18 protein-coding genes and 1 pseudogene are annotated in these 24,466 nt (G+C 60.3%); 9 read left to right on the top strand and 10 right to left on the bottom strand.

Annotated elements, in window-relative coordinates; genetic code table 11:
- Positions 1-41: 41 nt before the first annotated feature.
- The 5 genes and pseudogenes from MRY17_RS09440 to MRY17_RS09420 all read right to left on the bottom strand — a co-directional run bounded on the left by MRY17_RS09440 (position 42) and on the right by MRY17_RS09420 (position 9,793).
- Positions 42-3,653, bottom strand: a complete 3,612-nt coding sequence (locus tag MRY17_RS09440; protein WP_181285176.1) for a transporter substrate-binding domain-containing protein — start codon at positions 3,651-3,653, stop codon at positions 42-44.
- A 6-nt stretch (positions 3,654-3,659) separates the two neighbouring features.
- Positions 3,660-4,286, bottom strand: a complete 627-nt coding sequence (locus MRY17_RS09435) for a response regulator transcription factor (protein ID WP_104502444.1) — start codon at positions 4,284-4,286, stop codon at positions 3,660-3,662.
- 304 nt (positions 4,287-4,590) lie between these two features.
- Positions 4,591-5,307 (bottom strand): MgtC/SapB family protein, encoded by a 717-nt coding sequence (locus tag MRY17_RS09430; protein ID WP_122686736.1) that lies wholly within the window; start codon positions 5,305-5,307, stop codon positions 4,591-4,593.
- A gap of 38 nt (positions 5,308-5,345) precedes the next feature.
- Positions 5,346-8,051, bottom strand: a complete 2,706-nt coding sequence (gene mgtA, locus MRY17_RS09425) for a magnesium-translocating P-type ATPase (protein ID WP_243353626.1) — start codon at positions 8,049-8,051, stop codon at positions 5,346-5,348.
- Between the two features lie 543 nt (positions 8,052-8,594).
- A pseudogene (locus tag MRY17_RS09420) lies at positions 8,595-9,793 on the bottom strand (cytochrome P450).
- Between the two features lie 74 nt (positions 9,794-9,867).
- Here MRY17_RS09420 and MRY17_RS09415 point away from each other — a divergent pair.
- Positions 9,868-10,605, top strand: coding sequence for an ArsR/SmtB family transcription factor (locus MRY17_RS09415; protein ID WP_243353625.1), 738 nt, complete (start codon positions 9,868-9,870; stop codon positions 10,603-10,605).
- A 19-nt stretch (positions 10,606-10,624) separates the two neighbouring features.
- Here MRY17_RS09415 and MRY17_RS09410 read toward each other — a convergent pair whose 3' ends face one another.
- Entirely contained in the window at positions 10,625-10,969 is a 345-nt protein-coding gene (locus tag MRY17_RS09410; protein ID WP_181285180.1) for an FKBP-type peptidyl-prolyl cis-trans isomerase, read from the bottom strand.
- A 397-nt stretch (positions 10,970-11,366) separates the two neighbouring features.
- Here MRY17_RS09410 and MRY17_RS09405 point away from each other — a divergent pair, with 397 nt between their 5' ends.
- Complete coding sequence (locus tag MRY17_RS09405; protein WP_057024179.1) at positions 11,367-11,612, top strand: DUF6124 family protein; 246 nt, start codon at positions 11,367-11,369, stop codon at positions 11,610-11,612.
- A 660-nt stretch (positions 11,613-12,272) separates the two neighbouring features.
- Here MRY17_RS09405 and MRY17_RS09400 read toward each other — a convergent pair.
- Both MRY17_RS09400 and MRY17_RS09395 read right to left on the bottom strand, forming a co-directional pair.
- A complete protein-coding gene (locus tag MRY17_RS09400) occupies positions 12,273-12,893 on the bottom strand; it encodes a hypothetical protein (RefSeq protein ID WP_181285182.1) in 621 nt (206 codons plus the stop codon).
- A gap of 39 nt (positions 12,894-12,932) precedes the next feature.
- Positions 12,933-13,097, bottom strand: a complete 165-nt coding sequence (locus tag MRY17_RS09395) for a hypothetical protein (RefSeq protein ID WP_191956144.1) — start codon at positions 13,095-13,097, stop codon at positions 12,933-12,935.
- Positions 13,098-13,168: 71 nt separating this feature from the next.
- Here MRY17_RS09395 and MRY17_RS09390 point away from each other — a divergent pair, with 71 nt between their 5' ends.
- Both MRY17_RS09390 and MRY17_RS09385 read left to right on the top strand, forming a co-directional pair.
- A complete protein-coding gene (locus tag MRY17_RS09390; protein ID WP_243353624.1) occupies positions 13,169-14,665 on the top strand; it encodes a PAS domain S-box protein in 1,497 nt (498 codons plus the stop codon).
- 102 nt (positions 14,666-14,767) lie between these two features.
- A complete protein-coding gene (locus tag MRY17_RS09385) occupies positions 14,768-15,040 on the top strand; it encodes a DUF1652 domain-containing protein (RefSeq protein WP_181285185.1) in 273 nt (90 codons plus the stop codon).
- A 140-nt stretch (positions 15,041-15,180) separates the two neighbouring features.
- Here MRY17_RS09385 and MRY17_RS09380 read toward each other — a convergent pair whose 3' ends face one another.
- Complete coding sequence (locus MRY17_RS09380; protein WP_057725633.1) at positions 15,181-15,489, bottom strand: RcnB family protein; 309 nt, start codon at positions 15,487-15,489, stop codon at positions 15,181-15,183.
- 286 nt (positions 15,490-15,775) lie between these two features.
- Here MRY17_RS09380 and MRY17_RS09375 point away from each other — a divergent pair, with 286 nt between their 5' ends.
- Together MRY17_RS09375 and MRY17_RS09370 are read left to right on the top strand one after the other, a co-directional pair.
- Positions 15,776-16,333, top strand: a complete 558-nt coding sequence (locus tag MRY17_RS09375; RefSeq protein WP_181285186.1) for a helix-turn-helix domain-containing protein — start codon at positions 15,776-15,778, stop codon at positions 16,331-16,333.
- Between the two features lie 11 nt (positions 16,334-16,344).
- Entirely contained in the window at positions 16,345-17,691 is a 1,347-nt protein-coding gene (locus MRY17_RS09370) for a glutamine synthetase family protein (RefSeq protein WP_181285187.1), read from the top strand.
- Between the two features lie 182 nt (positions 17,692-17,873).
- Here the strand turns inward: MRY17_RS09370 and MRY17_RS09365 are convergent, their stop codons facing one another.
- Positions 17,874-18,764 carry a LysR family transcriptional regulator gene (locus MRY17_RS09365; RefSeq protein ID WP_181285188.1) on the bottom strand — a complete coding sequence of 297 codons (891 nt, stop codon included), beginning with the start codon at positions 18,762-18,764 and terminating at the stop codon, positions 17,874-17,876.
- 129 nt (positions 18,765-18,893) lie between these two features.
- Here MRY17_RS09365 and MRY17_RS09360 point away from each other — a divergent pair, with 129 nt between their 5' ends.
- The 3 genes from MRY17_RS09360 to MRY17_RS09350 all read left to right on the top strand — a co-directional run bounded on the left by MRY17_RS09360 (position 18,894) and on the right by MRY17_RS09350 (position 24,402).
- Positions 18,894-20,540: a GMC family oxidoreductase gene (locus MRY17_RS09360; RefSeq protein ID WP_181285189.1), complete on the top strand. Its 1,647-nt coding sequence runs from the start codon at positions 18,894-18,896 to the stop codon at positions 20,538-20,540.
- 65 nt (positions 20,541-20,605) lie between these two features.
- Positions 20,606-22,228 carry an MFS transporter gene (locus MRY17_RS09355; RefSeq protein WP_243353623.1) on the top strand — a complete coding sequence of 541 codons (1,623 nt, stop codon included), beginning with the start codon at positions 20,606-20,608 and terminating at the stop codon, positions 22,226-22,228.
- A gap of 224 nt (positions 22,229-22,452) precedes the next feature.
- Entirely contained in the window at positions 22,453-24,402 is a 1,950-nt protein-coding gene (locus tag MRY17_RS09350; protein ID WP_243353925.1) for a DNA topoisomerase III, read from the top strand.
- Positions 24,403-24,466 lie beyond the last annotated feature (64 nt).

Below are 24,466 nucleotides of genomic sequence, written 5' to 3'. Positions count from 1 at the left end.
GTAGGACTTCTCCCAAAACCTCCGAATGGCCACTCATGGGATCAAAGCTGATTGCACTCAACGCTCAGCCCCACATGTAACGCGGTGATCGCCTCTTCCACACCGTCGATCACCGCCCCCAGCGCGTTGCGGTCTTGTCTTTCACAGGCGGCCTCCAACGCCTCACAGCGCAAGATCAACTCGCGTGCCTTGACCATTCGTGCACCGCCTTTGGCGCGATGAGCCAGGTCATGCAGCCTGGCGAAGTCAACCTTGCGCTGCAACGCCGGCAATAGCGCACGGTCCGCCGCCAGGCTGTCGAGCAAAGGTATCAACAGCTCGCTGAGCGCCTGGCGGTCCTCCCCTGTCAGCGTGATCAGGGTACTCAGATCGAAAGCCGCTGCTTCAGGGCTGGGGACATAGGTGGAGCGTGATGCCAGTGCCACGCGCAAGTCGTCGATACCGGTGGGTTTGAACAAGCAACCATCCATGCCGGCTTGTCGGCAGCGCTCGGCCTCTTCGGGCTGGGCATTGGCTGTGAAGCCCAAAAGTAGGCACGGCAACAGGCCTCGTTCACGCTCCTGGACACGGATATCCCGCGCCAATTGGTAGCCATTCTTAAATGGCATATTGCAATCGGTAATGACACCGTCGAACTGCCCCGCCCGCCAGCACTCTAGCCCTTGAATACCGTCCTCGGCCGTGGTGATGCGGTGTCCCAGGAAACTCAGTTGCCGAGCCAGCAGCAAACGGTTGGCCGGATAGTCGTCCACTACAAGAATACTCAAGCTATGAGGCGGCGATACCGGAGCGCTCGCCGCCTCTTCCTGCGGCACTGCAGCGGTCATGAGCAACGCCAACGTCACATCCAGTCGCGTGCCCTGCCCCAGCACACTGCTCAAATGCAACCGCCCTCCCATCATTTCGCACAAGTTACGACTGATCACCAGCCCCAGCCCGGAACCGCTACGTGCCGACTGTTCGCTATTGCTGCCCTGGATAAACGGGCTGAACAGGCGCAACTGGTCCTGGGCACTGATGCCGATCCCGCTGTCCGCCACCCACAGCTGCAATTTCAGGTGCTCGCCTTCGAACGTGGCATGAGCCCCCAGCTTGACTTGGCCATTGTGAGTAAACTTGATGGCATTGCTCAGCAGATTCGACACCACCTGCTTGAAGCGCAGCGGGTCAACCAGCACCACGCGGTCGATCAACGGATCAAGTTCAACCTGCAGCGCCAACCCCTTGGCCCGCGCCAAGCCTTCAAACACGCGCGCCACCGACGTCAGTAATTCGTGCAGATTGGCCGGTTCCAGGACCAACGACAGATGACCGGATTCGATCCGCGCGATATCGAGAATATCGCCGATCAACTCCAGCATGCCGCGCGAAGCCTCCGACGCCACCTCCAGGGCATCCCGGTCCGCCAAGCCCTGTTCGGCGCTCTTGAGGGCCAGTTCGATCATGCCGATCACCGCATTCATTGGGGTGCGGATCTCGTGGCTCATGGTCGCCAGAAAAGTCGTCTTCGCCCGGTTGGCGGCGTCGGCATCGTCCTTGGCTTCCTGCAGTTGCCCCAACAATTGCTGGCGCTCGCTGACGTCCACCCAACCGGCAATCATGCCCACCACTTTTTCGTCACCGTCGCGGTACGGCAACATCCATTGGTAGATGGTCAGGGCCTCGCCGCTGGGCAACTTGAGTATTCGGTCATGAATCTGCGGCTCGCCTTCGGCCATCAAACGCAGGTAATCCTGATGGAACGACTGAGCCTGGGGCAGGTTGCCGGCGTCGGTTTCGACCACGGTCTTACCAATCACATCTTCGAGCTTATAGCCAAATACGTCGAGGTAAGCGTTATTGCAGGCCATCAATCGGCCCTGCCGGTCACGCACATAAATCGGGTGTGGGGTGCCGTCGATCAGGACGCTCATAAAGCGCATCTGGTCGCTCAAGGCCCGTTCGGCCTGGACGCGCTTGCGAATCAGACCGCGCAGATAAATGGCCCAGCTCAGCGTGATGATCAATAACAGCGCGGCCAGCCCGAATCCCTGGATGATCACGTTGCGATGACGCAGCCAATAACTGTCTTCGATAATCACCTCGCTGCGCCATTGGGCGATCATCTCATCCATTTCCTGCGGGGTGATGCTCAGCAGCGCCTTGTCGAGGATCGAAAACAGCTCCAGCTGACTCCGGTTCACCCCGAACGTAATGCGCGCAGGCTCGGAGCCGACCGTGCTGGTAATGCGCAACCGATCGCGGTAATAGCGAGCGATCATGTAGCGTGCGCCGATCAGCGAATTGACCGCCGCATCCGCTTCGCCTTTCGCCACCATCGCCATCGCTTGTTCCGCGCTGTCTACATCGATAAACATGACACCGGGAAAGTCCCGCGTAATGATCTCGCGCAGCCCGTTGCCGCTGATCATCGCCAGGCGCTTGCCCACCATATCCTCCAACGTAATCGGACTGTGTTCATCTACCCGAGTGACCAGCACCAACGCGTTGGTCAGGTAGGGCCGGGTAAACCGCACCTTTTCGGCGCGTTCGACGCTGGGGGTCACCACCGCCAGCATATCCGCCGCGCCCGCGCTGACCTGGTCGATCTGGCCCGGTATCGAATTGCCCGGTACCACGTCAAACTTCAAGCCGGTGCGCAGGCTGATACGTGACAGCACCTCAGCGCTCAGGCCCTCGAACCGCCCCTCGTCATCGATGACTGACAGCGGCAGGAGTTTGTCGAGCACCGCGACCTTGACCCGCGGATGCTTGAGGAGCCAGCGTTGTTCACTGGCGCTCAGGTGCAGTCGGCCGGTGCCGACGATACCGAGGTTGCCACCGCTCCAGCGGCGCAATATTTCCATCTGCTCGCCTGCGGGGATTGCCTCCAGCGCCGCGTCGATGATCGGCGGCAGCCGCGTATTCTCCCGGGTGAACGCAAAGGCGAAAGGGTTGACTTCGAGGGTGGAAAAATCCGCCATGCGCACAATGTTGAGCTGGTTACGGTTGATCAGGTAATTGGTACTGATGGCATCGCCCAGATACACATCGGCACGCCCAAACGCCACTGCGCCGATCGCCTCGAAGGCCGACGAAAACAACTCCACCCTGGCACGCGGGTAAAATGCCCGTACCACCTCGGGCTGCAGATAGTGATAAAGCATCGCCACCCGCTTGCCTGCCAAGTCGTCAGTCAGCGCCTGGCTGTCGTTGGTGCGGGTCACCAGGGTGGGCTGGTCGTTGGCGTAGGAGCGAGACAGGGTCAGTTGCGGGTCGCCCGCCTCATAGCCATTGGCCGAACCGAGGAAGTCCACATCGCCTCGCTTGAGGGCTTCGATCACTTCATCGCGGGTTTCGTAACACCGGACCTCAATCGGAATATTCAGGGCCTGGCTGATCAACGCCGCAAAATCGGCGGTAATCCCTTCGAGCTCCTCACGGTTATTGGTCAGGTCGAAAGGCGCGTAATCGGGAGCGGACACCCCCATCAGCAATCTGCGCCGTTCGCGCAACCAGCGCCAGTCCGGCTCTGGCAGCGTGACGATGGGAGGGTCGATACGAGAGTGGCCCAACAGCCGCAGAACATTGGGCTCATCAAGAGCCATCGCGACCATGGGCAACAGGCTCAACCAGAGTAACGTGGCGAACCGCTTGAACGCGATGGCGATCATTTCAAATCAGATCAGATGATTGCGCTGGGCAAATTTGGACAGGTGCACGACTGAGGACATCCGCAGTTTCTCCTTGAGACGTGTCTTGTAAGTACTGATTGTCTTGTGGCTCAACAGCATGTCTTCGGCAATTTCCTTGTTGCCCAGCCCCAGGGCCAACTTCTGCAAGACGGTCAATTCGCGGTCCGACAGGCACTCGATCATCTGCCGCTCGGTTTCCTGCAGGTCGTCACGGCGAACCGAGCTGGTGGGCAGGCTCGGGAAACAGCTATAGCCTGACTGGATCGCTCGGATGGCCTTTTGCAGCTCATCCAGCTCGCCGGTCTTGGCCACGAACCCCATGGCCCCGGCGCGCATGCAGCGGGTGGAAAAAAATACGGCCAGGTAGGAGGTCAGCACCAGGATCCTGCACGGCAGGCCCAGGGCCTTGATCCGGCTGATCACCTCCAGCCCACCCAGCTTGGGCATCGCCAGGTCAAGGATGATCAGCTCGGGACGTTGCTCCCGCGCCAACTGCATTGCATCCGCACCGTCACCCGCCTGATAAATCTCATCGAATCCTTCCAGCTTCAGCAGATGCTTGACCGTCGCACGTATAAACGGATGGTCATCCACGATTAATGCTTTGCTCATACACACCCCTAGGCGATCAACATACCCTTACATATCAAATGGGACCTAGGTACCTGTGAGAAATGACAGTTCCGACAAACGGTACTGCACCCTCCTCAGGACGATAACCACTCGCAGCCTGGTCCCTTCCATTGAAACATCACGAGCAATCACGCCTGGACCAGAACGAGCGACCAGCCGCAAGTGCCCAACCTTAACAATGCAATGACGTTTTGATTGAAGGGATAGTCCTGACTACTTGTAGGATTTTTCTTCACGAAAAGCCTAGTCGATATTGGCACACAGGGCTGTGCATACAGGCGGATCAGTCGGTGGTACTGGGACTCCAGAACGCCTGCACCACCAGGCTGGAGGTGGAAATACGCGCCACCAAGGCGTCCAGCTCGTCGCCGTCGACCGATGTCGCGGCGAGGGTGGCCTCTATTTCGACCTCTTCGCTGCCAAAGGGTCGTACATCGACATCGCTGGCCGGGTAGTTGCACCGCGCCAGCTCGGCTTCCAACAGCACCATGACTGCCTGTTGCTGGCTGCGCCGCGCGATGACATAGAGAATGTTGGTCACCTCGGCCGAGACCACGTCCAGCGGTTGACGGTTGATGTTATTGACGATCGGCCGCAGCAAGGTATTGGCCGCCAGTACGAACAACGTGCCCAGTAAAGCTTCGAGGATCAGGTCAGCTCCTGCACAGGCGCCGACCGCGGCCGAAGCCCACAGGGTGGCGGCCGTATTGAGCCCGCGCACATTGCCCTCCTCGCGCATGATCACACCGGCCCCCAGAAAACCGATACCCGACACCACATACGCGACCACACGCACCGCGCCTTCAGCACCGCCCAGGCGATTGGCCATGTCGACAAAAATCGCCGCGCCGACCGCCACCAGCACATTCGTACGCAAACCGGCGGTGCGTTGGCGGTATTGGCGTTCGAAGCCGATCAGACCGCCGAGAACAAACGCGGCGGTGAGGCTGACGACGGTGTCGACCAGGGAGTCGAGGTTGATGTTGTTGATGGCCTGCATAAAAAAATCTCCATGACTGCTGTGGCAACTGGCCCCTGTTATTGCCAGCCAAACTTGCGGATGTAGTAGCCCTTCACTGCCTGGGTCAGTGCCATGTAGGCCAGCAGAATCACCGGCAGGAACACAAAGTACAGCGACGGCAGTGCCTGCAATTTGAAGTAGTGCGCCAACGGCCCCATCGGCAGAAAGATCCCGACGGCCATGATCACGCCCGTCATCACCATCAGCGGCATTGCCGCACGGCTTTGCAGGAACGGGATTTTCGGGGTGCGGATCATGTGCACGATCAACGTCTGAGTGAGCAGCCCTACCACGAACCAGCCCGACTGGAACAGGGTCTGGTGGTCCGGGGTATTGGCATCGAACACATACCACATGAGTGCGAAGGTGGTGATGTCAAAGATCGAACTGATCGGCCCGAAGAACAGCATGAAGCGCCCTACATCCGCCGGCTGCCAGCGTTGCGGCTTGGCGAGCATGTCTTCGTCGACGTTGTCGAACGGGATCGCGATCTGCGAGATGTCATACAGCAGGTTCTGCACCAGCAGGTGCATCGGCAGCATCGGCAGGAATGGAATAAACGCACTCGCCACCAGCACCGAGAACACATTGCCGAAGTTGGAACTGGCGGTCATCTTGATGTACTTGAGCATGTTGGCGAAGGTGCGCCGGCCTTCCAGCACGCCCTCTTCCAGGACCATCAGGCTCTTTTCCAGCAGGATGATGTCGGCGGCTTCCTTGGCGATGTCCACCGCGCTGTCCACCGAAATGCCGATATCGGCTGTGCGCAGCGCCGGCGCATCGTTGATGCCGTCACCCATGAACCCGACCACATGCCCGTTGGCCTTGAGCAGGCGCACGATGCGTTCCTTGTGGCTGGGCGTGAGCCTGGCGAATACGTTGGTGGTTTCCACCGCCTGCGCCAGTTCTGCGTCGGTCATGTCTTCGATAGCGTTGCCCATCAGCAGCCCTTGTTGCTCCAGGCCCACTTCACGGCAGATCTTCGCCGTGACCAGCTCGTTGTCGCCGGTCAGTACTTTTACCGCTATGCCATGGGCCTTCAGGGCCTTGAGGGCGGGCGCGGTGCTTTCCTTGGGCGGGTCGAGAAACGCCACATAGCCGATCAGGGTCAGGTTGTTTTCATCTGCCAGGGTGTAGGTATCACGCCCGGCCGCCATCGGCTGCGCCGCGACTGCCACTACGCGCAGGCCTTCTTCGTTGAAAGCCGCGGTGACCTGGCGAATGCGCGCCAGCAGTTCGTCTGTCAGCGCTTCATTGACGTCGCCATGGCGCACGCTGGTGCACACCGACAAAATCTCTTCCACCGCACCCTTGCAGATCAACAGGTGCGGCTGGTCCTGCTCAGCCACCACCACCGACATGCGACGACGATTGAAGTCGAATGGAATCTCGTCGACCTTCTGAAAGGCGGTACCGACTTTCAAGTCACGATGGATCTCGACGTGCTCAAGCACGGCCACATCCAGCAGGTTCTTCAAACCGGTCTGGTAATAGCTGTTGAGGTAGGCCATTTCCAGCACATCCTCAGACTCCTGGCCCCACACATCCACGTGGCGCGCCAGGAAAATCCTGTCCTGGGTGAGCGTACCGGTCTTGTCGGTGCACAACACATCCATGGCGCCGAAGTTCTGGATCGCGTCCAGGCGCTTGACGATGACCTTCTTGCGCGACAGGAACACCGCGCCCTTGGCCAATGTCGAGGTGACAATCATCGGCAGCATTTCGGGAGTCAGGCCCACGGCAATCGACAGCGCAAACAGCAGCGCTTCGGTCCAGTCACCCTTGGTGAACCCGTTGATGAACAGCACCAGCGGTGCCATCACGAACATGAAGCGGATCAGCAGCCAACTGACCTTGTTGACACCCTGCTGGAACGAGGTGGTGGCGCGGTCGGTCGCCGTGACGCGTTGCGCCAACGCACCGAAATAGGTGCTGTTGCCGGTGGCCAGAATCACCGCCGTGGCCGCACCGGACACCACGTTGGTGCCCATGAACAGGATGTTTTCCAACTCTAACGGGTTGCGCGTGTGGGGATCCTGGTGATGGGCGAACTTCTCCACCGGCATCGACTCACCGGTCATCGCTGCCTGGCTGACGAAGAGGTCCTTGGCACTGAGCACACGGCAATCGGCGGGAATCATGTCACCGGCCGATAACACAATCAGATCGCCCGGAACCAGTTGCCTGATCGGCAGTTCAAGGCGCTTGGCCGCGTCCCGGCGCAACACGGTCGCCGTGTTGCTGACCATCGCCTTCAAGGCGTCGGCGGCCTTGTTCGACTTGGCTTCCTGCCAGAAGCGCAACAGGGTCGACAGCACCACCATGGAAAAAATCACCGTGGCAGCCTTCATGTCCTCAGTCAGCCAGGAGATCACCGCCAGCAAGGTCAGCAGCAGGTTGAACGGGTTTTTATAGCAGTGCCACAGGTGCACCCCCCACGGCAGCGGCTGCTCGTGCTCGACCTCATTGAGCCCGTATTGTCCGCGCAGCGCGTCGGCCTCCTGGGTGTTCAGGCCCTCGGCGTGGCTGCCCAGCCTGCCCAGCTGTTGCACGGCACTGCCGTTGGCTGCGGCCACCAGGGTTTGCGCCAGGCTGGGCGGCACTTCGCGGCTGACACTGGCGTCGGTCACGGTCTCCAGCATCGCCAGACGGCGAAAATGCCGAGCGATATGCCGGGTCCGCAGGAAGCCGGCGAAGAACTCTTTAAGCAAAGTGAGGTTCATGGTGTAACTCCTGCGCGAGGAAAAACCGCCGTGCAGGTACTGCCCGTCCATGCCGGGCCCGTCAAAGACAGGCACAGCCGAACCTGGCCCGCCCGCCGTAAAAGGCAGGCGCGTCCGTAGCATCCCGAGGTTACCCAGGTGCTGGTCAGCGTCGATGAGAGGGATTCAGACAGGTGCCAGGACTGGCCACTGCCGGGATACCGCTTCTCGCTTTGTAAGGCGAGACAACGGCATCTGGAAAATGCGCGTTACCTTGCCAAGTATGTGCCGGTTACCGAAACCGGCCGACGACTGTCACTCGAACAAGTACCCACTGAGGGTCTCCGCTATTGATGAAAACGCGCGAAGCTTACGCCGCGATGTTGGCGGAGTAAACCGTAGGAAGGTGCCTGCATCGTGAATCAGAAATTTCTTCAGGATGGGTTCAGGAACGCCCTCCTCCACCACACCGCTGAGCAAATGTGGGAGGGGGCTTGCCCCCGAGGACGGTGCATCAGTTACGAATGCACTGCCTGACACACCGCATTCCCACGCAAGCTCTACCTATGAGCCAGGTGTCGTGCTTTCATTCATGAGCCTGCTGGCTATCTTGATCTCCCCACCAAGGCAGAACTGCGGGACACGGCCATTGAGGGAAGGCAAATAACGCCACCGATAAACACGAGCAGACGAGGCTGGCTGCCGCTGCAGAAATGCCGAAACCACCTCTGAGGCAATAGCCAATGCTAATTGCTGGCCTGGACATTGATGCCTTCCCGAGCCGAAGCTGAAGGTTCGTCGTTGCGTTCGCTTGAGCAAGAAGCTGTCGGGGTCCGGATTGGCGCAGGGATCTCGGTTGGCAGCAGCGAGCAACAATAAAATAGTATCGCCCGCCTCTAAAACACTGTCGCCAATCGTGCAGCGCCGTGCAACAAACCGCCGAGTGTTTTGTACCGGCGAATCATAGCGCGCTACCTCCGCCACCCAATCAGCGACGAGTTGGGGGGTGGCTGGTATACCTTCAAACAGGTCGGGGTGACGTTGGAACGCAATGAGGGAATTGCCGATCAGCCCCGCAGTGGCTTCACAGGTCTGTGACAACAGCCCGATCAGATTTGCTATCAACGCGTCATCATCTTTCCAGGCTGAGGCTTGGTATTCGCTATAAAGACGCTCCAGCAAGTCGCTACCCTTATCATCTTTACCCAGCAGCACCTGGAACATCTGCCTCAGTCGAGCCGCCCCGCAATGAGCGTCGCTGAGTTGAGATTCGTCGCTCAATGGCGATAGACAGGCGACAAAATCCCGTGTTAGTTGCGCGACTTCGTGCAGCTGGATGGGTATCAAACCTATCAAGGTCGCAATGACCGACACCGGTAACGTGAACATCCACTCATTCGGGTATCGCCCGATACATCAAGTGTTTCAACAACCTGCGCCACGATGCCTGCGATATTTTCCGTGCCCATCGAGGTCAAGGTGGGTTCGATGACTCTCCGGGGGCACTGGTGTTGCGTCCCCTCGTTCATGCGCATCAAACGACCGAAAATATCGCCTGCGACGCCTTGTACAATGGCCACTGGAATCGGCTCGTGCAGTGGGCGTACAAGGCAGTCAGGATGCTCCAGAATGGCCTCGACAACGCAGGCGCCACTGGCAATCCATAAACCAAGATCTGCATCGAAAACCAGTTCACTTTGTCGCCTGAGGCGTGCGTAATAATCGTAGGGGTCGGGATGGGTGGCGGCTTCAAACGGCGTCATGGTGGCAGTCCTTTTCGCAAAGAACGGCTACTATCGAACAACCGTCACACCGACAATTCGCCCAGGAACGAAATATGGATTCCCAACGCAATGAAACCGCCATTTCTCGTGTCGCAGGCGCCATTGCGGAACCCGCGAGGACAAAAATGCTGTGCTCGCTGATGGACGGTCACGCCCGTACCAGCACCGAAATGGCCGTCATCGCCGACGTCAGTGCCTCCACGGCAAGCGCGCACTTGGCAAGGCTTAAAGAGGATGGTTTGATCAAACTGCACACCCAAGGCAGGCATCGCTACTTCAGCCTGGCGGAGGCGCACGTGGCCCAAGCTATTGAAGCCCTGATGGTGATCAGCCGGAACGCGCAGACCGCATTTGTTTCGACGACCCCCACTCGATTGCAGCTGGCACGGACCTGTTATGACCACATGACAGGATCCCTGGCCGTACAACTGCACGACTGTTTCATCGACTTGGGCTGGTTGACCCTGGCGGATGCGGGTGACGGTATGTATCAGCTCACCGTGAAGGGCGAAAAAGGGATGACAGGGCTCGGTGTCGAGATAGAAACCGTAAGGGCACAGCGACGTCGTTTTGCTTGCTCATGCCTGGATTGGAGCATGCGCCGCCCCCACCTCGCCGGCGCACTGGGGGCCGCTGTTCTACAGGCCGTTAGAAGCCGCAAATGGGTTATCCAGGACCTCGATAGTCGGGCGTTGGCTTTGACGCCCAAGGGGCGAAAGGAGCTGTACGGCAGATTTGGGATCAAGGTTGAAGACAAGGTGCTGGATAAATCAGGCACCGCGCCCTTGTGAGACCTGTACATGCATCTCTTCAATCATCCCGAGTCAGCACTTCCAGCAATTCAATCTCGAAACGCAGGTTGCTGTTGGGCTTGATATGCGCGCCCATCGAGCGCTCGCCATAGGCCAGATGCGCCGGGACATACAATGTGCGTACACCGCCAACCTGCATGCCCATCAAGCCCTGGTCCCAGCCCTTGATCACGCGGCCGGTGCCGATCACGCATTGGAACGGCTTGCCCCGCTCCCAGGACGAATCGAACACCGTGCCATCTTCCAGGGTGCCGGTGTATTGGGTGGCGATCAGCGCGCCCTTGACCACGGTTTTGCCGGTGCCCAAGCGGATGTCGGTGATCTGCAGTTCGTCGTTGCTCATGGGGGTCTCGTTAAAAGGTGAAGGGCTGGGGGTTTTCCCAGAACCGGCGGAGATTGGCAAGTGTAGGAACAGCCGGAACAATGACATTTCCCTTTAACTTGAAGGACGTTTCCGAGAGAATCCCAACCGCTTGCGCCGTCCACATTGCGTGGCTAGTCTTCGTCGGTCACTGCCAATTCAGTGACTCGGGGTTTGGTAGACCGCGAATGATTAGGCGCTAAGCGCCCCCTTCTGCAAGGCGCTTTTTTTCGGCCCTGCGTTATGGCGGCCGTGCGCAGGGCACCTTCGGGTGCACCGGGTCCTAATCACCGGTCTACCAATCTGCGTACGGCCACCACCCTATAAGTCGTTTGGTAGCGATGGTGGTGGCCTTCTAACTTAGATTAGGAGTCAAACCATGGAAAAGCTCGTCCCCGCACCACCCGCCCCAGAACTGCAATTCTTTGCCACCACACCCGACCTCAGCTTCGAAGACGCCCTGGCCCATGCCAGCAGCGTGTTGCGTTGTGCAGCCGTTGCCGCGCAGACGGCGGGTGAGCAGTTGGATGGCACTTCGCGCACCTTGGTGATTTCGGTCATGCACCTGGTGGAAATGGCCAGCGTGATGGTGGATCGTTCGCTGGAATGCATACTGCCGCGATAACTCGATCTAATGTGTGAGGGGGCTTGCCCCCGATAGCGGTGCATCAGTCACACCATCATGGCTGACACTCCGCCATCGGGGGCAAGCCCCCTCCCACATTTGGATCGCAGGGCATCAGTCAGATAGCAGTCGGCTGTGAGGCTGTCAGTTGCCTCGCCCACAGGTCCAGCGCCGTACCGCAATTTACTGTGGGAGGAGGCTTGCCCCGATAACGGTCCATCAGTCACTCCATCATTGACTGACACCCTGCTATCGGGGGCAAGCCCCCTCCCACATTTGGACCGCAGGGCATCAGTCGGATAGCAGTTGGCTGTGAGGTTGTCAGTTGCCTCGCCCACAGGTCCAGCGCCGTACCGCAATTTACTGTGGGAGGGGGCTTGCTCCCGATGGCGGTGCATCAGTCACACCATCATGGCTGACACTCCGCCATCGGGGGCAAGCCCCCTCCCACATTTGGATCGCAGCGCATCAGTCAGATAGCAGTCGGCTGTGAGGCTGTCAGTTGCCTCGCCCACAGGTCCAGCGCCGTACCGCAATTTACGGTGGGAGGGGGCTTGCCCCCGATAACGGTCCATCAGTCACTCCATCATTGACTGACACCCTGCTATCGGGAGCAAGCCCCCTCCCACATTCTGATCTGCATGCATCCAGCGCCGGGCTTTACAACCAATGCCAGAACCGGCTCCAGAACCCACGGCCCAACTCATCCTTGCACCCGGCATACTGCCTCGCGTACAGCTGCGAACGCGCCTGCACCTTGCTTGCCACCGGTAGCAACCAGGCTTTGCTGGCGTAGGTGCGCTGGCGGTAGCCGCCCCAGCCTTCGTGGTAGTTCAGGTATTGGCCGTAGGCGTCGTATTTGTAGACGCCGTTGATGGTGGAGGTCTTGTCCATGTACCAACCGATAAAGTCGATGGCGTCATCGAAGTCCTCGCGATCGGCGCCGCTGCGGCCGGTGCTTTTGCGGTAGTCATCCCACACCTCATCCTTGGCCTGGGCATAGCCGGCAGCCGTGGACACGCGGCCCCAGGGGATGATCCACAGCAGGTATTTACGCGGAGTCTTGGCGTCGTAGCGAAAGCCCGACTCCTGATACATGATCGCAAAGGGTACCTGGATCGGCACGCCCCAGCGCTTTTGCGTGACCTTGGCGGCCTCGTACCAGTCGTCCTTTTCGCGGAAGATGCCGCAGAGGTCGTTGGGCGTGCGTGGCGGCGAGGTGCCGCACGCCGCCAGCAGAGAGGTGAGTAATAACAGTCCGACGGCTTTGCCTGCGCTCAAGGGGCACCTTTGCGTGATACGCGTAAAATATCGGGTATTTTACGCGTTCACCGAGGCGGCGTCCCTGCCGCAGACAGTTTTAAGCCAATGGCACGCGACGGCATTGAGCTGGCCCTGCAGGCTGTTCCAGCCCAGCTGGATGCCCTGCTCGTTCCACTCACCAGTGCAATTGCACTGCCCCACCTGGTGCATTCGCACTTCCATGAGGACAATTTCCCTGCACTATCCAGAACCTGGGATGTCGTAATTCAATGCGTCCAGCCCTCGGAGAATCTATGACACAGGATGTTCTTGCCAAAGAAACCAATCGCCGCCAACTGCAACAGATCATCTCCGGGTTATCCGACGGTGTGATCCTGGCGGAGATCGATCAGACCATCCTCTGGGCCAACGAAGCTGCACTGGCCATGCACGGTGTAGGCGATGTCATGGGGCTGGGCGCCAACACCAGGCAATACGCCGAGCGCTTCAATTTGCGCTATCGCAACAACCACCCCCTGCAACTCGATAGCTACCCGCTGGCCCGCGCGGCGGCGGGAGATGAGTTCAGCGACGTGATTGTGGAGGTTATTCCCACCGCCGACCCGGAAAAAACCTGGGTACATCGCCTGCGCAGCCTGGTCATCACCGATTCAAAAGGTGAACCGGAGCTGCTGGTGCTGATCCTCAGCGATGCCACCGAATGGGCCAGCGCCGAGCAGCGCTTTGAAAAAACCTTCAACGCCAACCCTGCCCCCGCTGTGATCTGCCGCCTGAGCGACCTGCGCTACATCAAGGTCAATCAGGGCTTCCTGGAAATGACCGGCTACAACCGCGATCAGGTCATCGGCAAATCCGTGTACGAACTGGACGTGCTTGAACACGCCGAGCGCAAGGACCTGGCTATCGAGCGCCTGGGGCAAGGCGCAACCATTCCGCAGATGCAGGCCGAATTGAGGTTGCCCGAAGGCGGCAGCAAGCTGGTTGTCGTGGCCGGCCAGCCCCTGGACATGAATGAAGAAGATTGCATGCTGTTCTCGTTCATGGACCTGGAGCCGCGTCGCAAGGCGGAAATCGCCCTGCGCCAGAGTGAAGAGCGATTCGCCAAATCGTTCCGCCTCACCCCAGTGCCGACGCTGGTGTGCAACGCCGCCAATCGCCAGGTTGTGGACGTCAACGAAGCATTCATGAGCATTACCGGTTACATCAGTGAAGAACTGATCGGCAAGTCCATCGAAGAAATCAACTTCATCGACAGCCTGCCCGCCAGCGCGCAATTGTTCGCCACGCTGGAAAAAGCCGGGAACCTCGACGGCCATGACCTGAAGGTACGCAAGAAAGGCAATGAAGTGATCGATTGCGTAGTGTCCGCCGACACGGTAGTAATCCAGGATGTGCCGTGCTACCTGCTGGTGTTCATGAACATTACCGAACGCAAGCGCTCGGAGCTGGAACTGGTGGCGGCCATCGAGGAAGTAATGCAGGACGCCTCCTGGTTCAGCCAGACCCTGATCGAGAAACTGGCCAACGCCAAAAGCGTCAACAGCCCTAACCTGCCGAACGTTTCCTTCACCGACCTCACGGCCCGTGAACGGGACGTGCTGGGCCTGATCTGCGAGGGCCTGGCCGACAAGGAGATCGCCTCGCGCTTGAAGCTGGCACCCAATACCGTGCGCAATCACGTGGCCACGGTGTACTCCAAACTGGGCGTTCACAGCCGCAGCGCGGCCATCGTCTGGGCCCGTGAACGCGGGCTTTTTGCGGGTGAACTGCGGGTGAAAAGCAGGCGCTGAGAGTGCAAATGCACTAGTAGCGCTAGTGCGAATTCGCCTTATGAGATGGCGTCTCGATCAATACCCTTAAAGGCATCGTATCTGTGTCTTGAAGGAACCTGCATGTTTACCCTCTCTCAACTGCGAAACTGCATCGAAGAAGGCCTGTCGCCGCTGACCTGCGAATTCACCCTGTGCCGGGATGCATCCTTGACCCTCAAGGTATTCGACGCAGAAACCGGCCGGGTCGACCTGGTGGTCACCGGGATCAGCACCAACCGGCTGCAGACCCCCGAGGAAGTAGCGAAGATGGTCGATGAATTGCGCTACGAACTGCAGAGCAATACGGTCGGCAAACTCACGCTGGATGATTTGCCTTCAGCTTCGCCCCAATAAAATAGAACATCCCCGCCGCCGACAATAAACGCATAAAGACCCGGCTCAAACCGAGCAGCAGGCCGCTTGAAGGTAACGCGACCATTGCGGCCGGTTACCTTAACGCAGGAAAGATGACACAAGCAGGTGGTCCGCCAGGATTATTTCTTGACCGGCGTGATCTCTAGGATGGTGCCATTGGTAGTTTTGAGCAGGACGTACTTGTCACCTACACGGGCCCATTGACTCTCGTCTTCGGGCTGCTTGAGGCCGTGTTTTTTCCAGTCTTTAACTGCTGATTCCTCGCGCATCAACATGTCCGGGGCGCGATCACCTTCTTTCAAGTCACGCGCATTGATGTTCGAAGGCTGCACAGTTTCCTGAGGCGTGTCGCCGGCCTGCACCACGAAACTGGCGGTAGACAGGCTTGCGGCAACGAGAACACAGGCAATTAGGGAGTTGGACTTCATGGGTGCTCCTTCAATTCAGGGGGACGTACCCAGAATCCGACCGCGGCGGTGCGCAATCATTCAGCTCAAAACACCAACCGGCGCTGTGGCGAGGGAGCTTGCTCCCGCTGGGCTGCGCAGCAGACCCAAAACGCCCAACCGAGATACCTCTGAACGAACACGGCGGATGAGGTGGGGCAGCTTCGCTGCCCGGCGGGCGCAAGCTCCCTCGCCACAAAAACCCACACCCATTGCCGCAATGAAATTTATCCTGTAATTTTTCATGAAATTATTCGAACTAAATTTCATGACACTCCAAGACGAACTCGCCACCCTCGCCGCCCTGATCCACGACCTGCGCAAGCACAAGAAACTCACCCTGGCCCAGCTCGCGCAAAAGATCGAGCGGTCGGTAGGTTTTCTGTCCCAGGTCGAGCGTGGCCTGTCGCGCCCGACCGTGGCTGACCTCACCGCCATCAGCCACGCCCTCGACGTCCCCACCACTTACTTCTACAGCCTGCCCAAACCCAAGGCGGTGGACTGGGTTACCCGCCCCAATGAGCGGCGCACGCTGTACTACGCCAATGGCATCACCGACATCCTCGTCTCGCCCAGCATGAACGGCGCGTTTTCGATGCTCGACAGCCTGCTGGCACCCGGCGCCAACAGTGGTGAACAGACCATGAGCGACCGTGCCGAACAGGCCGGTTTCGTGCTGGAGGGTGAGTTGACCCTGTGGGTTGAAGGTGAAGCCGATGCAGTCACCCTCGGCCCTGGCGACAGCTTCCATCTCGCCAGCTTCGCCCACTGCCGCTACGCCAACCTGACCGACCTGCCCGCCCGCGTGCTGTGGGTTTACAACTAGGAGCTGCACCCGTGAAAAGCCCATCTGCGACCCTGCTGGCCGAAGTCCGGACCTTCCGCCAGAACCACCCCGACGTGCGCTATGTCGACCTGATCGCCCTGGACATTGCGGGGCATTTCTACGGCAAGCGCTACCCGGTGGAGATGCTCGAGAAAGTCGCCGCCGGCGGCCCCTTGAAGCTGCCGCAGAACGCCGTATTGCTGGGGGCCCAGGGCGGGTTGTTCAAGATTGGCGACTACTGCTTCAACGACGGTGACCCGGACGCCAATCGGCGCCTGGTGCCGGGTACGCTCAAGCCGGTGAGCTGGGAGTCGCAGCCGCTGGGGCAGATGCTGATCACCTCCGACGGCACCGAAGCGCCGATCGAATTCGAACCCCGCGAAGTCCTGGCCAACGTGCTGGAGCGCCTGCATCTCAAAGGTATTCACCCGGTCGTGGCGTTTGAGCTGGAGTTCTATCTGTTCGACAAAAAGCTCGACAACGGCCTGCCGCAATTCCCCCGCGACCCGCTGAGCGATGATGCCGACGACCAGCCCACCCTGCATATCGAACGGCTGTCGCGCTTTGGCGACGTGCTGGACGACATGGCGCAAACCGCCAGGGCCCAGGGCATCGATATCACGGTGATCACCGCCGAAATCGGCCCGGGCCAGTTCGAAATCAACTTCGGCCATTGCGACGACGGCCTGCGCGCCGCCGACTGGGCCGCCCTGTTCTGCCGCAGCACGCGCGGGGTTGCACTCAAGCACGGCTACCGCGCCAGCTTCATGGCCAAGCCCTACCTGCAGTTTCCCGGCAGCGGCATGCATGTGCACGTGAGCCTGTATGACGGCGCGGGCAACAATCTGCTGGCAGCGCATCAGCAGCAGCCGTTGCGCCACGCCGTCGCCGGTTGCCTGGCGTTGCTGCCCCACTGCATGCCGATCTTCGCGCCGAACCACAACGCCTTGCGCCGCCTGGGCGGTACGGTCAACGCCGCCACCCGCGCCAGCTGGGGCTTCGAAGACCGCGATGCGTGCGTGCGCATTCCCGAGTCAGACCCGCGCAACCTGCGTATCGAGCATCGCCTGGCCAGCGCCGACGCCAATCCCTACCTGGTGTTGGCGGCGATCCTCGCCGGTTTGGAGCATGGCCTCGAAGCCAAGCAAGAACCTATCGCACCGCTGAATGAAGACCGCAGCAGTGGTACCGATTTCCCCGTGGAAATGCTCGACGCCGTGCGCGCCATGCGCCATCAGCCGGTGGTGCGCGACAAGCTGGGTGCGGAATTTGTCGAGGTGTATTGTGAGAACAAACGCCAGGACCACCTGGCGTTCCAGCAGGAGATTCATGCGCGGGAATATCGCTGGTTCCTCTGAACGATGCACCACCACCTACCACTACAATCAGGTAGTGAAGTTCCAAGCGCTGCCTGACACAACAGGGTTCAAATGTGGGAGGGGCTTGCCCCCGATAGCGGTGGTTCAGCCACAGTTGCATTGACTGATACAAAGCTATCGGGAGCAAGCCCCCTCCCACATTTTTGGCTCGGTTTCGTCAGTCAATGGTCGCCGAGTAACAAACCCTGCTCCCGCGCGCACAACTCCACCACATAGTCCCACAACACCCGCAACCGCACTGACTTGTGCAACTCCCGCCGCGAGCTGATCCAATAACTGCGCTGGATACTCTCCGCCGGCAACAATGGCACCAAATCCGCATCGCCCGCCGCCATGAAACAGGGCAATACCGCGATTCCCAAGCCGGACCGTGCGGCCTGGTGCTGGGCGATCACGCTGGTGCTGTGGAAGACCACCTTGGGAGTGCGACAAAAGCTGCTGAGGAATTTCAGTTCCTGGCTGAACAGCAGGTCGTCGACGTAATCGATCCACGAATGGGCCGCGAGGTCTTCGCGCTTTTCAATCGGCGCATGACGCGCAAGATATGCGCGGCTGGCGTACAGCGCCAGGCGGTAATCGGTGAGTTTGCGGGTGACCAGCTGATCGACGCTGGGGCGTTCCAGGTGAATGCTGATTTCCGCTTCGCGGTTGAGGATGCTGACAAAGCGCGGCACCGCGACCAATTCCACTTCCAGGCCGGGGTAACGTTCAAACAGCCCGCCCATGCGTCCGGCGAGGAACATCACCCCCAGGCCCTCCGCCACACCGAGACGAATCTTGCCCAGGGGCGCCGCCGAGTGGGTGAGTTCGTCCTCGGCCAGCAGCGCCACGTTTTCCATGGCTTCGGCATGTTTGAGCAGGGCTTCGCCGGACGGCGTCAGTTCGTAACCCTGGGCGTGCTGCACGAACAGCGCGGTACCGAGGCTTTTTTCGATGGCCTCGATATGTCGCGCCACCGTGGCATGCGTGGTTTTCAAACGTTGCGCGGCGGTGAGCAAGCGGCCGCTGCGCTGCAACTCGAGAAAAAACCGCAGGTCATTCCAGTCGAACATATCGCCTCCGTTGCGCAAGCGTGGGCAGCGCTGTTTAAAAACGCACAGCAGCTGGGCAAAAACTAACATTTTTAAGACGAAAACTAACAACTAGGATGGAGCCAATAAGAAAAACAAGCGAGACCCCAGATGCCCATTGCAACTGCTGAATACGATTACGTGATCGTCGGTGCCGGCCCCGCCGGCTGCTTGCTGGCCAATCGTCTGTCCGCCAACCCGGCCCACCGCGTCCTGCTGCTGGAAGCCGGTGGTCGCGATAACTACGCCTGGATTCATATTCCGGTCGGCTACCTGTTCTGCATCGGCAACCCACGCACCGACTGGTGCTTCAAGACCCAGGCCCAGGCCGGCCTGCAAGGTCGCGCCCTGAGCTACCCGCGCGGCAAGGTATTGGGCGGTTGCTCGTCCATCAACGGCATGATCTATATGCGCGGCCAGGCCCGGGACTATGACGGCTGGGCGGCGCAAGGCAACCCGGGCTGGGCCTGGAATGATGTATTGCCGCTGTTCAAGCACAGCGAAAACCATTTTGCCGGCGATTCGCCGTTCCACAGCGACGGCGGCGAATGGCGCGTCGAACAGCAGCGCCTGCACTGGCCCATTCTGGACGCGTTTCGCGACGCAGCCGAGCAAAGCGGCATCGCCAACATCAGCGATTTCAATCAGGGCGATAACGAAGGTTGCGGTTACTTCCAGGTCAACCAGAAGGCCGGAGTGCGCTGGAACGCGGCCAAGGCGTTTCTCAAACCGGTCCGTCAACGCCCGAACCTGACCGTATTGACCGACGTGGAGGTCGAGCGCGTGGTGCTGGAAAACGGCCGCGCGTCTCAGGTGATCGGGCGCCGGCACGGCCAGCAATTGAGCTGGAAAGCCTGCAGGGAAATCGTGCTGTGCGCCGGTGCGGTCGGCTCGCCAGGCATCCTGCAACGTTCGGGCATTGGTCCGGCCCATGTGCTCAAACCGCTGGGCATCGATGTGGTGCGTGAACTGCCGGGCGTCGGGGGCAACCTGCAGGACCACTTGCAACTGCGCCTGATCTACAAACTGGAAAACGCGCGCACCCTGAACCAGATCGCCGGCACCGTATGGGGCAAGATGGGCATGGGCCTGCGCTACCTGTATGACCGCAGCGGGCCGCTGTCGATGGCGCCCAGCCAGCTTGGCGCATTTGCCCGTTCCGGGCCGGAGCAGACCTCGGCCAACCTTCAATACCATGTGCAGCCGCTGTCGCTGGAGCGCTTTGGCGAACCGCTGCACGCGTTCCCTGCCTTCACCGCCTCGGTCTGTGACCTGCGCCCCCAGAGTCGCGGGCGAATCGATATCCGCTCGGCCAACCCGGCGGATGCACCGCTGATCCAGCCCAACTACCTCAGCCACCCGGAAGACCTGCGCGTGGCCGCCGACGCCATTCGCCTGACGCGGCGGATCGTGGCCGCGCCAGCCCTGAGCCAATTCAAGCCGGTTGAATACTTGCCCGGTGACGCGCTGCAAACCGAAGAACAGTTGCACGAAGCCGCAGCGCGTATCGGCACGACCATCTTCCATCCGGTGGGCACCTGCCGCATGGGCGATGACAAGGACGCGGTGGTCGACGCACAGCTGCGCGTGCATGGCGTGCCGGGCCTGCGCATCGCCGATGCCTCAATCATGCCGCGCATTACCTCGGGCAATACCTGCTCACCGACGCTGATGATCGCCGAGAAGGCCGCGCAGCTGATCCTTTCACCGCACACAAGGAGCCTCGCCCCGGAGAGAGAACTGGTTCACGCAATCTGAATAGCGGCGCCGCACACGGCGCCGACAGTGGAACAACAATAAATAATCACTGTGAGGGCTACCCGATGTCAGAACATGCTCAACCCCTGGGCTCGGCGATGGACGCGAGCACCGGCAACGACTCGAAGAAAGTCATTTTTGCTTCGTCCCTCGGGACGGTTTTCGAATGGTATGACTTCTTCCTCTACGGCGCCCTCGCGGCGGTGATCAGCAAGCAGTTCTTTGCCGGGGTCAACGACACCACGGCGTTTATCTTTGCGCTGATGGCATTCGCCGCAGGCTTCGTGGTGCGGCCGTTCGGCGCGCTGGTATTCGGCCGCCTGGGCGACATGATCGGGCGTAAATACACCTTCCTCGTCACCATCATTCTGATGGGCGTGGCCACCTTTTGCGTGGGCCTGCTGCCGACCTATGCCAGCATCGGCATCGCCGCACCGATCATTCTGATCGTGCTGCGCATGCTGCAAGGCCTGGCGCTGGGCGGTGAATACGGGGGCGCCGCCACGTATGTGGCCGAGCATGCGCCTGCCGGCAAACGTGGCTTGCACACCAGCTGGATTCAATCCACCGCCACCCTCGGCCTGTTGCTGTCATTGCTGGTAGTGCTGGCCTGCCGTTACTTCACCGGCGACCAGTTCGAGGTGTGGGGCTGGCGTATCCCGTTCCTGTTTTCCATTGTGTTGCTGGGCATCTCCACCTGGATCCGCATGAGCCTGCACGAATCGCCGGCATTCCTGAAAATGAAAGAGGAAGGCAAGGCCAGCAAGGCGCCGATCCGCGACTCGTTCGGTAAGTGGGAAAACCTCAAGGTCGTACTGATCGCACTGTTCAGCATCAACGGCGGGCAGGCGGTGACCTTTTATGCGGCGCAGTTTTATGTGCTGTTTTTCCTCACCCAGTTCCTGAAGATGGACCCGGCCCTGGCCAATATGTTGCTGATCATCAGCGTGGTGATTGGGGCGCCGTTCTTCATCCTGTTTGGCTGGCTGTCGGACAAGGTCGGGCGCAAGCCGGTGCTGATGCTTGGTCTGTTGCTGGCGACCGTGCTGTATTTTCCGATCTTCAAGGGCCTGGCGCACTACACCAACCCGGCGATGGACCAGGCCAGCCGCCAGGCACCGATTACCGTGCTGGCCGACCCGGCCACCTGCACTTTCCAATTCGACCCGGTGGGCAAGGCGCGCTTTGACAGCCCGTGCGACAAGGTCAAGACCTTCCTGGTCAAGCAAGGCCTGCCCTACAGCAGCGTCGCCGCCCCTGCCGGCGCGCCGGTGCAGGTCAGCGTGGGCGACGTGCGTATCGACGGCTTTGACGAAGCGGCACTGCGCGGCGCGGTGACCCTGGCCGGCTACCCGAGTTCGGCGGACATGGCCCAAGTCAACAAGGTGATGGTGGTGGTGCTGATCGTGGCACTGATCCTGATCGCAGCCATGTGCTACGGCCCCTTGGCGGCGCTGATGGTGGAGCTGTTTCCGACACGCATCCGCTACACCTCGATGTCGCTGCCCTACCATATCGGTAACGGCTGGTTCGGCGGGTTCCTGCCGACCGTGTCGTTCGCGCTGGTGGTGTATACCGGAGATATCTTCTATGGCTTGTGGTACCCGGTGGTGGTGACCGGGGTCAGTCTGATCGTCGGGCTGTTCTGCCTGAGGGAAACCCGAAATGTGGATATCGACAATAACTGAGTTGCCTTAAGCACCGCACATCCCCTGTGGGAGGGGGCTTGCCCCCGATAGCGGTGGTCCAGTCGATGTCATCAAGACTGATACACCGCTATCGGGGGCAAGCCCCCTCCCACATTCGTCTGTGGTGCCTGCATAATTAGCTGTACATCCATACAGATAATGGTTGCTCAAATCGCTTTGACTCAGCATCCTGCAAGGCATCAACCCGATCCGATGTGATGACCATGCAGCTGTACCTCTGTGAAAAACCCTCCCAGGCCAAGGACATCGCGGCCGTGCTCGGCGCCAGTCGCCGGGGCGATGGCTGCTGGCTGGGCAATGGAATCACAGTCACCTGGTGCATCGGCCACCTGCTGGAAACCGCCCCGCCTGACGCGTATGACGCCAAATACAAGCGCTGGGTGCTGGCCGACCTGCCGATCGTCCCGGAAAAATGGAAGATGCAGGTCAAGCCCAAAACCGCCAGCCAGTTCAAGGTGGTCAAGCGCCTGCTGGGGGAAGCCACGGAACTGGTGATCGCGACCGATGCCGACCGCGAGGGTGAAATGATCGCCCGTGAGCTGGTGGAACATTGCAGCTATCGCGGGCCGATCCAGCGGCTGTGGTTGTCGGCGCTCGATGATGCCTCCATCCGCAAGGCCCTGGCCGCACTCAAGCCCGGCGCACACACCTTCAACCTGTACCACTCGGCCCTGGGCCGTTCCCGCGCCGACTGGCTGATCGGCATGAACATGAGCCGCCTGTTTACATTGCTCGGGCGGCAATCCGGCTATCAGGGCGTATTGCCGGTAGGCCGCGTGCAAACGCCCACCCTGCGCCTGGTGGTCGACCGTGACCGCAGCATCGCCGATTTCATCCCCGTGGCGTATTGGGCCATCGATGTGGACCTGCGCCACGAAAGCATGACCTTCACCGCCCAATGGCGCGCCGCCGACGATGCCTGCGATGACCAGGGCCGTTGCCTCAACCCGCAACTGGCCCAGGCCGCTGCCGACGCCATGAGCCACGCGGCCGGCGCGCGACTGGTGAAGCTGCGCACCGAACGCATGCGCGAGGTCGCGCCCCTGCCCTTCGACCTCGGCACCCTGCAGGAAATATGCTCCAAAAAGCTCGGCCTCGGCGCCCAGGAAACCCTGGATATTGCCCAATCGCTCTACGAAACCCACAAGGTCATCACCTACCCGCGTAGCGATTGTGGCTACTTGCCGTTGAGTCAGCACAGCGAAGCGCCAAAGATTCTCGCCGCGCTGGGCCGAGCGGATGCAGCGGTGGGTGAGCTGATGCAGCATATCGATCCCCAGCGCCGCTCACGCGCCTGGAACGACGCCAAGGTCAGCGCCCACCACGGCATCATCCCCACCGGGGCCGGCAAGGACGTCGGGCAACTCACCGGAAAACACCGCGCGGTCTATACGCTGATACGCGCGCGTTACCTCGCGCAGTTCCTGCCCAACCATGAATACGACCGCACCCAGGCGGACTTCGACTGTGCAGGACAGGCGTTGCGTGCGGTAGGCAAAGTCGTCATCGAACCGGGCTGGAAACGCGCGCTGCCCGAAGCCCTTGCCCCCGCCAAGGGTCGGGAGGCCCCTGCTCCCCAAGCTTTGCCGATGCTGGTGCAAGGCCAGGACTGTGCGGTGGCCAAGGTCAACCTCAAGGACCTGTGGACCCAACCGCCCAAGCCATTTACCGAAGGCGACCTGATCAAGGCGATGAAAAACGTCGCCAAGCTGGTGCAAGACCCGCTGCTCAAGCAAAAGCTCAAGGACACCACCGGTATCGGCACCGAGGCCACCCGCGCCGGCATCATCCAGGGGTTGCTGGACCGTGGTTACCTGGTAAAAAACGGCAAGGCGCTGTCGGCCACCCCGGCCGCGTTCAGCCTGATCGATGCAGTACCCCGCGCCATCGCCGACCCCGGCACCACCGCCATCTGGGAGCAGGCGCTGGATATGGTGCAAAGCGGCGAAATGAGTCTGGAGGAGTTTGTCGCCAAACAAGCGGCGTGGATGAGCAAGCAGGTGGCTCGCTGCAATGGCATGCGCATGACCATTACCGCTTCCGCCAGCCCGGCAAGCAAAGGTGCGGCGGCGTGGAAAAACAAACGCAAGAGCGCGCCACGCAAGACGGCGGCCAGCCCCAAGCGGGCAAAAAAGCCGGCAAATGCCGGGTAAAACGCAAAAAAATCCGGCGAATGACGCTTTTCGACGGGTTTAACGCCGCTTTGGACCTTGCTGC

It is taken from the genome of Pseudomonas orientalis, from assembly GCF_022807995.1.
Lineage (GTDB): Bacteria > Pseudomonadota > Gammaproteobacteria > Pseudomonadales > Pseudomonadaceae > Aquipseudomonas > Aquipseudomonas orientalis_B.
Note: the sequence above shows the minus strand (reverse complement) of the source record. Positions and strands in the feature narration are given on the sequence as shown.

Coding starts and splice junctions, on each gene's coding strand:
- MRY17_RS09410 (WP_181285180.1), bottom strand. CDS start 10,969: ATGAGCAACGACGAACTGCAGATCACCGACATCCGCTTGGGCACCGGC.
- MRY17_RS09390 (WP_243353624.1), top strand. CDS start 13,169: ATGACACAGGATGTTCTTGCCAAAGAAACCAATCGCCGCCAACTGCAA.
- MRY17_RS09380 (WP_057725633.1), bottom strand. CDS start 15,489: ATGAAGTCCAACTCCCTAATTGCCTGTGTTCTCGTTGCCGCAAGCCTG.
- MRY17_RS09375 (WP_181285186.1), top strand. CDS start 15,776: ATGACACTCCAAGACGAACTCGCCACCCTCGCCGCCCTGATCCACGAC.
- MRY17_RS09355 (WP_243353623.1), top strand. CDS start 20,606: ATGTCAGAACATGCTCAACCCCTGGGCTCGGCGATGGACGCGAGCACC.
- MRY17_RS09365 (WP_181285188.1), bottom strand. CDS start 18,764: ATGTTCGACTGGAATGACCTGCGGTTTTTTCTCGAGTTGCAGCGCAGC.
- MRY17_RS09405 (WP_057024179.1), top strand. CDS start 11,367: ATGGAAAAGCTCGTCCCCGCACCACCCGCCCCAGAACTGCAATTCTTT.
- MRY17_RS09435 (WP_104502444.1), bottom strand. CDS start 4,286: ATGAGCAAAGCATTAATCGTGGATGACCATCCGTTTATACGTGCGACG.
- MRY17_RS09440 (WP_181285176.1), bottom strand. CDS start 3,653: ATGATCGCCATCGCGTTCAAGCGGTTCGCCACGTTACTCTGGTTGAGC.
- mgtA (WP_243353626.1), bottom strand. CDS start 8,051: ATGAACCTCACTTTGCTTAAAGAGTTCTTCGCCGGCTTCCTGCGGACC.
- MRY17_RS09350 (WP_243353925.1), top strand. CDS start 22,453: ATGCAGCTGTACCTCTGTGAAAAACCCTCCCAGGCCAAGGACATCGCG.
- MRY17_RS09395 (WP_191956144.1), bottom strand. CDS start 13,097: ATGGAAGTGCGAATGCACCAGGTGGGGCAGTGCAATTGCACTGGTGAG.
- MRY17_RS09360 (WP_181285189.1), top strand. CDS start 18,894: ATGCCCATTGCAACTGCTGAATACGATTACGTGATCGTCGGTGCCGGC.
- MRY17_RS09430 (WP_122686736.1), bottom strand. CDS start 5,307: ATGCAGGCCATCAACAACATCAACCTCGACTCCCTGGTCGACACCGTC.
- MRY17_RS09385 (WP_181285185.1), top strand. CDS start 14,768: ATGTTTACCCTCTCTCAACTGCGAAACTGCATCGAAGAAGGCCTGTCG.
- MRY17_RS09415 (WP_243353625.1), top strand. CDS start 9,868: ATGGATTCCCAACGCAATGAAACCGCCATTTCTCGTGTCGCAGGCGCC.